Below are 7,573 nucleotides of genomic sequence, written 5' to 3' on the forward strand. Positions count from 1 at the left end.
CGAGTACGCGGACCCCGCCCCAACCTCCCGTCTCGCCCGCACAACCCCGAGTCGACAGGACCCCACCCCGGCATCCCGTCCGGCCCCACCGTCCCCGAGTCGACAGGACCCCACCCCGGCATCCCGTCCGGTCCTACCGACCCCGAGTCCACAGGACCCCGCCCCGGCATCCCGACCCGCCTCATCGGCCCCGAGTCGGTAAGTCGCACCCCCAAGCTCCCGTCCCACCCCATCTACCCCGAGTGCCCAGACCCTCCCCGCGCCCTCCGCCCAACCCACCGGCACCGCCCCGCTCGAACCCCGCCTCCCACCTCCCGACCCGCCCCACCACCACCGCCCAGCCCCACCCCACCCCGCCCCCTCCCCCCCACCCCAACAACCTGTTGAAGCCCCGCGATCTCGTGTAAGTTTTCATTGGGAACTAATTCATCGATTCGTCAGAACACAGCGGGGAGCGGGAGCACTCATGGTTCAGCAGGCGACGTGGACTGCCGTCGACGACTACTTCAACGGGCTGCTCGTCCGCGAGGACGACGCGCTCGTCGCCGCCGGCGTCGACTCCGAGGCCGCGGAGCTGCCCGCGCACCAGGTGGCCCCGAACCAGGGGAAGTTGCTGAACCTCCTGGCCCGCATCCACGGCGCCCGGACCATCCTGGAGATCGGCACGCTCGGCGGCTACAGCACCATCTGGCTGGCCCGGGCGCTGCCCGCCGGCGGGCGGCTGGTCACGCTGGAGGTGGACGAGCGCTGCGCCGACGTCGCCGCCGCCAACATCGCCCGGGCCGGACTGGACGAGGTCGTCGACATCCGGCGCGGCCGGGCCGTCGACCTGTTGCCCGAGCTCGTGGACCTCGCCCCGTTCGACCTCGTCTTCATCGACGCCGACAAGCCGTCCAACCCGGACTACCTGAAGTGGGCCCTCGAGCTCACCCGGCCCGGCAGCATCATCGTCGGCGACAACGTCGTCCGCGACGGCGCCGTCGTCGACGCCGACAGCACCGACCCCCGCGTCCAGGGCGTGCGCCGGTTCACCGAACTCATCGCCGAGCACCCCAGGTTGACGGCCACCGCCCTTCAGACCGTCGGCAGCAAGGGCTACGACGGCCTGGTCCTGGCCCTGGTCACCGACTGATCCGCGGCCCCTCGCCGGTTCGCGTCGGCCGACGACCCGAGGCGAGCCGGCGGTCCGAGCCAGTAACCTCACCCGGATGACGGCACTTTCCCACCACAGCTCCGACCCCACCGAGCAGCCCGGGCGCGGCGGGGCCACCGCCACCACCGAGGCCGATCCGCACGCCATCGGGCCCGTGCGCACCGAGTACGCGCCCGACAAGGACGGCGATCCGGACCCCGGCGAGATCGTCTGGACCTGGGTTCCGTACGAGGAGAACGACGGGCGCGGCAAGGACCGCCCGGTGCTGGTCGTCGCCCGGGAGGCGGGCGGGCGGACGTTGCTCGCCGTTCAGCTGTCCAGCAAGCGGCACGACAACGACCGGGAGTGGGTGCCGATCGGGACGGGGCCGTGGGACGGCGCGGGGCGGGAGTCCTGGGTGGACGTCGACCGGGTGCTGCGGGTGCACGAGGCGGGCATGCGGCGTGAGGCGTGCGCGCTGGACCGGGGCCGGTTCCAGCTGGTCGTGAACCGGCTCCGCGAGCGCTACGGCTGGCGGTAGCGCTCCGGACGCCGGGGACGCGCCGGCGGATCAGCCGCCGAGGGCGGCCAGTCCCCGTTCGGCGTAGTGCGGCCAGCGGTCTGCGTGGTCGGCGGGCAGGGCGACCCAGTCCTTGAAGGGGCGCCCTGCGCCGGAGGGGTCGAAGAGTTCGGCTCCGGGCAGGGACAGGGCTTCGGTGTGCGCTGCGCTGCCCGCCCCGAGTTTGACGGCGAGGGTGTCGCCGTTGAGGCAGGCGAAGGCCTTGCCGTGGGCTTTGAGGGCCCGCGCGCCGAACAGGGCGCCGGTGGTGACGCCGCGCGGGGCGAGGTCGTCGGCGATGTCCTCGAACACGGCGTCGGGGCCGGCGTCGGGGGCGGGGTCAGCATCGGGGCGGGTCATGCGTCGCAGTATGGCGGGGCCCGCCGACAGTCACCGGATCCACGGCTCCGGCGGGTGAACCGTCAGGCTGATCCCTCCGGCCGATGCCTCCGACCGAATCCTTCGCCGCTCACGCCCCGAACCCGGCGAAAGCCCGTTCGAATGCCTGCCGGGGGCCCGGATCGCGGTCCAGGATCCCGAACGCCACCCGTTCGAAGACCCCCGTGAAACGGCCCGCCAGCAGGGCCCGGAAGGTCTCCGCCACCTGTGCGGGGTCGTTCCGGAAGACTCCGCATCCCCATGCGCCCAGCACCAGCCGGGGATAGCCGTGCAGCGCGGCGGTTTCCAGGACGCGCTCCGCGCGCCGGGCCAGGGCAGCCGGGATCTCGGCGGTGCGCTCCGGCTCCTGGCGGCGGATGGTGCCCGCGTTCGGGGCCGGGGAGGTGAGGAAGCCCGCCCGGAAGGGGGTGTCGAGGAGTGCGCCGCGGTCGTCGCGGAAGACGGGGACCCCGGGCGAGTGAATCACCCGGTCGGTGTAGAAGGTGCTGCGTCCCGCGCGGTGGACCTCGTAGTACTCGGGGGCTTCCAGCAGGGTCTCGTACAGGGCGGAGGCGCGGCACAGCGCTTCTTCCTGGGCCTTGGCCCCGCGCACGTATCCGCCCCCGGGATTGCGGGCCGAGGCGAAGTTCAGGACGGCCACCGGGACCTGCTCCGGGTCGTCGCCGGCGAGCCTACGGGCTGCGACCGTGCTGCTCTCCCCCGTGACCTCGATGGCCGTCTCGTGGCGCGCGACGGGAAGGTTCTCGTCTGGAATGACCGGGTTTGGGCCATATATTCTGGTTCCTGCCTTGGCGTCCGCCAGGGCGGCGGCGAGGGAGACCTCCCGCCCGGACCGCGTCCGGTAGCCACCGGCCGCCAGGATGGTCGCGTTCTCCCGCGCGATCTCGCGCAATCTGCTGCTCACGTCGCCATCATCGGCAGTACGGATCGCCCGCGGCCAGAGATTTTTCCGCGCGGCGCCCGGCTCCCACCTTTCAGGCCGACAAGGACGGGTAGGCATGGTCAAGTCACATCATTGGACAGGAGACCCGGCCATGCCTCAGGACTCGTCCGCACCACCAGCCCCTTTGACCCCGGGCGCCTCACCCGCGCTCAGTGAGACCGCCGCCGAGGACCTGGTCCACGGCATCTGCTTCAAGACCGGTCCGCCCCGCACCCTCGGTGCCGAGCTCGAATGGCTCGTACTGGACGCCGAGCGGCCCGGCGAGACGGTGTCGCCGGACCGGCTGACCGCCGCGCACGACGCGGCCCGCGCCCTGACCCTGAACTCCCGGCTCAGCATCGAGCCCGGCGGCCAGCTGGAGCTCAGCTCGGCCCCCGCCCCCTCCCTCTCCGGCTGCGTGGACGGCCTCCAGGCCGATCTCACCGCCGTGCGCGCCGCCCTGCGGGCCCGGGGCCTGGTCCTGTGCGGGGCCGGCCGGGACGCGCGCCGGCCGCTGCGCCGGCTGCTGCACAGCCCGCGCTACGACGCGATGGAGGTCTACTTCGACCGCACCGGCCCGGCCGGGCGCGCCATGATGCGCGCCTCCGCCTCCGTGCAGGTCTGCGTGGACGCCGGGTACGAGGAGCCGGGCCCGCTCGGGTACGGCCGGCGTTGGCGGCTGGCGCACCTGCTGGGCGCCGTGTTCGTGGCGGCCTTCGCCAACTCCCCCGCGCACGAGGGCCCGTACGCGGGCTGGCGGTGCTCCCGCCAGGGGATCTGGCGGGACATCGACAGCCGGCGTGCGCTCGCCCCGCCGCTGGACGCGCAACCGCGGGCCGGGTGGGCCCGGCACGCCCTGGACACCGAGGTGATGTGCCTGCGGTCGTCCGACGGCGGGCCGTGGACGGCCCCGCGCGGGCTGACCTTCCGCGACTGGCTCCGGTCCGGCGGTGTGGCGGCGCGGGCCGACGGCACTCCCGGGTCCCCCGTGCTGCGGCCGCCCACCGCCGAGGACCTGGAGTACCACCTGACGACGTTGTTCCCGCCGGTGCGCCCGCGCGGTCATCTGGAGTTCCGGATGATCGACGCGCAGCCCGGTGACGACGGCTGGCTGGTGCCGGTGGCCGTGGTGCACGCGCTGTTCGACGATCCGGAGGCCGCCGAGAGCGCGTACCGGGCGGCGAAGGCGCTGGCCGACGCCCACGGGCCCGGACCCGCGCCGCGCAATCCGCTGTGGCAGTCCGCCGCCCGGCACGGCCTGGCCGATCCTGAGCTGCGTACGGCCGCGGCCGCGTGTTTCCGGGCCGCGGCGCAGGCGCTGCCCGGGCTCGGCGCGAGCCGGCACGTGCAGGACGTCGTCGGCGCCTTCAACGAACGCTACGTACTGCGCGGTCGATGTCCCGCCGACGACGGCCGTCGGCAGCTGACCGGAACGGGGGCGCACCGATGACCAGTTCACCTTCCTCCGCGGATTCCGCCCGGCTCCCGGAGCGGGCGCCCGCGGCGCTGCGCGAGCGGGCCTTCACCGCGCTGACCGCGGCCCGCGCCCGCACGGCGCTGCTCACCGACGCGGTGAGCGACGGGGACCTGATCGCGCAGCACTCCCCGCTGATGTCCCCGCTGGTGTGGGACCTGGCGCACATCGGGAACCAGGAGGAGCTCTGGCTGCTGCGCAACGTGGCCGGGCACGCGTCCCTGCATCCCGAGATCGACCCGCTGTACGACGCGTTCCGGCACCCGCGTGCGGAGCGGCCGAAGCTGCCGCTGCTGGGGCCGGCGGAGGCGCGCCGCTACGCGGCGGAGGTGCGGGGCCGGGTCTTCGACCTGCTGGAGGGAACGGCGCTGGAGGGCACGGCGCTGCTGGACGACGGTTTCGCGTTCGGGATGATCGCCCAGCACGAACAGCAGCACGACGAGACGATGTTGATCACCCATCAGCTGCGCCGGGGCGAGCCGGTGCTCACCGCCCCGGATCCGGATCCGCCGCGGGGTGCTCCGCCGGCCGCGGCCGAGGTGCTGGTGCCGGCGGGCCCGTTCACGATGGGGACGTCGGCCGAGCCGTGGTCGCTGGACAACGAACGGCCCGCGCACGCCCGGGACGTCGGGGCGTTCTGGATCGACACGGTGCCGGTGACCAACGGCGCGTACCAGGCGTTCATGGCGGACGGCGGGTACGGGGACGAGCGCTGGTGGGCTGCCGAGGGCTGGGAGCAGATACGCCGGCACGGGATCGAGGCGCCGCTGTTCTGGCGCCGGGAGGCCGGGCAGTGGCTGCGCCGCCGCTTCGGGGTGACCGAGCCGGTGCCCGCGGACGAGCCGGTGCTGCACGTCAGCTGGTACGAGGCGGACGCGTACGCCCGGTGGGCGGGGCGGCGGCTGCCGACGGAGCAGGAGTGGGAGAAGGCGGCCCGGCACGATCCGGCGGGCGGGCGCTCCACCCGTTATCCGTGGGGCGATGAGGATCCGACGCCGGCGCACGCCAACCTGGGCCAGCGGCACCTGCGGCCGGCTCCGGCGGGCAGCTATCCGGCGGGCGCGTCCCCGCTGGGGGTGCGCCAGCTGATCGGTGACGTGTGGGAGTGGACGTCCTCCGATTTCCTGCCGTACCCGGGGTTCCGGGCGTTTCCGTACCGCGAGTACTCGGAGGTGTTCTTCGGTCCGGAGCACAAGGTGCTGCGCGGTGGTTCGTTCGCCGTGGATCCGGTGGCCTGCCGGGGCACGTTCCGCAATTGGGACCTTCCGGTGCGCCGTCAGATCTTTTCCGGTTTCCGGACCGCGAGGGACGTCTGATGTGCCGTCATATCGCGTTCGTGGGGCCGGAGGTGCCGTTGGCGCGGCTGCTCAGCGAGCCGGAGCATTCGCTCGTACGGCAGTCCTGGGAACCGCGGCGCCAGCGCCACGGCACGGTGAACGCCGACGGTTTCGGTGTCGGCTGGTACGCGGAGGGCGACCCGGCTCCCGCCCGGTACCGGCGGGCCGGGCCGATCTGGGGCGATCTGAACTTCGCGGATCTGGTCCGTGTGGTGCGCACGCGGGCGGCGCTGGCGGCCGTACGGGACGCCACCGTGTTCGGGGCGGACGGGGAGGCCGCGGCGGCGCCGTTCGCGTCGGGGCCGTGGCTGTTCAGCCACAACGGCGCGGTCCGGGACTGGCCGGACGCCGCGGCGCCGCTCGCGGCCACCCTGCCGCCCGGTGAGCTGCTGTCGCTGGCCGCCGGCACGGACTCGGCGCTGGTCTGGGCCCTGGTGCTGCGCCGGCTGCTGCGCGGGGACGACCTGGGCACGGCGCTCGTCGAGCCGGTGCGGGAGTTCGAGGCGGTCGCGCCCGGCTCCCGGCTGAACCTGCTGCTGACCGACGGCACGGGCATCGCCGCGACGGCCTGGGGCGATTCGCTCTGGTACCTGGCCGACGTGCAGGCGCAGCGCACGGTGGTGGCGTCCGAGCCCTACGACGACGATTCCCGCTGGTGCGAAGTACCCGACCGGACCCTGCTGACCGCCCGTGGCACACGGGTCGACCTGACCCCGCTGAAGGAGAACCCGCAGTGAGCGACTTCCAGTTGACCCGCACCCTCGACGAGCACTCCGCCGACACCGCGCTGCGCGCGGACGTCCGACACGGGCTGACGGTGTCCCCCAAGGTGCTGCCGCCCAAGTGGTTCTACGATGCGCGGGGCAGTGAACTCTTCGAGGAGATCACCCGCTTGCCGGAGTACTACCCGACGCGCGCCGAGCGGGAGATCCTGCTGGCGCGGGCCGGGGAGATCGCGTCGGTGAGCGGGGCGCGCACGCTGGTGGAGCTGGGTTCCGGCTCCTCGGAGAAGACCCGGCACCTGATCGAGGCGATGCCCGGGCTGCACACGTACATCCCGGTGGACGTGAGCGGGAGCGCCCTGGAGGGGGCGGCGAAGACGCTGCTGGCGGAGCATCCGGGGCTGCGGGTGCACGCGCTGGTGGCCGACTTCACGAAGCCGCTGCGGCTGCCGGACTCCCCCGGTCCCCGGCTGGTGGTGTTCCTGGGCGGCACGATCGGCAATCTGCTCCCGCCGGAGCGTGCCGTGTTCCTGGCGTCGGTACGGGCGATGCTGTCGCCGGGGGACGCGCTGCTGATGGGGACGGACCTGGTGAAGGACGAGGCCGTGCTGGTGGCCGCGTACGACGACGCGCAGGGGGTGACGGCGGAGTTCAACAAGAACGTCCTGGCCGTCGTCAACCGGGAGCTGGGTGCGGATTTCCACACCGACGACTTCGCGCACGTCGCGGTGTGGAACCGGGAGCAGGAGTGGATCGAGATGCGGCTGCGGGCCCGGTCGGAGCTGGTGGTGAAGGTCCGGGAGCTGGATCTGGTGGTGCCGTTCGCGGCGGGTGAGGAGATCCTTACGGAGGTCTCCGCGAAGTTCCGTCAAGAGGGTGTGCGGGCGGAGCTCGCCGGGGCCGGGCTCGAGTTGACCCGGTGGTGGACGGATGAGGAGGGCCGCTTCGCGCTGTCCCTGTCGGTGGCCGACGGCGCGGTCGGCTGGGCCGGCACGCCCGGCAGCAGTGCGCGGGAGGCGGGTACGGAG

General features: G+C 73.5%; 8 protein-coding genes. 6 read left to right on the top strand and 2 right to left on the bottom strand.

What is annotated here, in order from left to right:
• Nucleotides 1–466 precede the first annotated feature (466 nt).
• Both ACFXA3_RS28715 and ACFXA3_RS28720 read left to right on the top strand, forming a co-directional pair.
• The gene (locus ACFXA3_RS28715; RefSeq protein WP_385191403.1) at nt 467–1,132 is read left to right on the top strand and encodes an O-methyltransferase; all 666 of its coding nucleotides are present in this window, start codon (nt 467–469) and stop codon (nt 1,130–1,132) included.
• Between the two features lie 76 nt (nt 1,133–1,208).
• A complete protein-coding gene (locus ACFXA3_RS28720) occupies nt 1,209–1,673 on the top strand; it encodes a type II toxin-antitoxin system PemK/MazF family toxin (RefSeq protein ID WP_385191404.1) in 465 nt (154 codons plus the stop codon).
• A gap of 30 nt (nt 1,674–1,703) precedes the next feature.
• On the opposite strand, the gene ACFXA3_RS28725 is transcribed toward ACFXA3_RS28720, so the two are convergent.
• Entirely contained in the window at nt 1,704–2,051 is a 348-nt protein-coding gene (locus tag ACFXA3_RS28725; protein ID WP_385191406.1) for a hypothetical protein, read from the bottom strand.
• Between the two features lie 109 nt (nt 2,052–2,160).
• On the bottom strand, nt 2,161–2,994 hold the full coding sequence (locus tag ACFXA3_RS28730; protein ID WP_385191408.1) for a TIGR02452 family protein: 834 nt from the start codon (nt 2,992–2,994) through the stop codon (nt 2,161–2,163).
• Nucleotides 2,995–3,124: 130 nt separating this feature from the next.
• Between ACFXA3_RS28730 and egtA the strand changes: the two genes are divergently transcribed.
• The 4 genes from egtA to egtD all read left to right on the top strand — a co-directional run.
• Nucleotides 3,125–4,462 carry an ergothioneine biosynthesis glutamate--cysteine ligase EgtA gene (gene egtA, locus ACFXA3_RS28735; protein WP_385191409.1) on the top strand — a complete coding sequence of 446 codons (1,338 nt, stop codon included), beginning with the start codon at nt 3,125–3,127 and terminating at the stop codon, nt 4,460–4,462.
• Nucleotides 4,459–5,802: an ergothioneine biosynthesis protein EgtB gene (gene egtB, locus ACFXA3_RS28740; protein WP_385191410.1), complete on the top strand. Its 1,344-nt coding sequence runs from the start codon at nt 4,459–4,461 to the stop codon at nt 5,800–5,802. The genes egtA and egtB overlap by 4 nt, the downstream gene beginning before the upstream one ends.
• Nucleotides 5,802–6,560 (top strand): ergothioneine biosynthesis protein EgtC, encoded by a 759-nt coding sequence (gene egtC / locus ACFXA3_RS28745; RefSeq protein ID WP_385191411.1) that lies wholly within the window; start codon nt 5,802–5,804, stop codon nt 6,558–6,560. The genes egtB and egtC overlap by 1 nt, the downstream gene beginning before the upstream one ends.
• The coding region (egtD, locus tag ACFXA3_RS28750; RefSeq protein ID WP_385191413.1) for an L-histidine N(alpha)-methyltransferase at nt 6,557–7,573 on the top strand (1,017 nt) is incomplete at its 3' end. The genes egtC and egtD, both read left to right, overlap by 4 nt.

This window comes from Streptomyces sp. NPDC059456 (assembly GCF_042750055.1).
GTDB lineage: Bacteria > Actinomycetota > Actinomycetes > Streptomycetales > Streptomycetaceae > Streptomyces.

Coding starts and splice junctions, on each gene's coding strand:
- egtA (WP_385191409.1), top strand. CDS start 3,125: ATGCCTCAGGACTCGTCCGCACCACCAGCCCCTTTGACCCCGGGCGCC.
- ACFXA3_RS28715 (WP_385191403.1), top strand. CDS start 467: ATGGTTCAGCAGGCGACGTGGACTGCCGTCGACGACTACTTCAACGGG.
- ACFXA3_RS28720 (WP_385191404.1), top strand. CDS start 1,209: ATGACGGCACTTTCCCACCACAGCTCCGACCCCACCGAGCAGCCCGGG.
- egtB (WP_385191410.1), top strand. CDS start 4,459: ATGACCAGTTCACCTTCCTCCGCGGATTCCGCCCGGCTCCCGGAGCGG.
- egtC (WP_385191411.1), top strand. CDS start 5,802: ATGTGCCGTCATATCGCGTTCGTGGGGCCGGAGGTGCCGTTGGCGCGG.
- ACFXA3_RS28725 (WP_385191406.1), bottom strand. CDS start 2,051: ATGACCCGCCCCGATGCTGACCCCGCCCCCGACGCCGGCCCCGACGCC.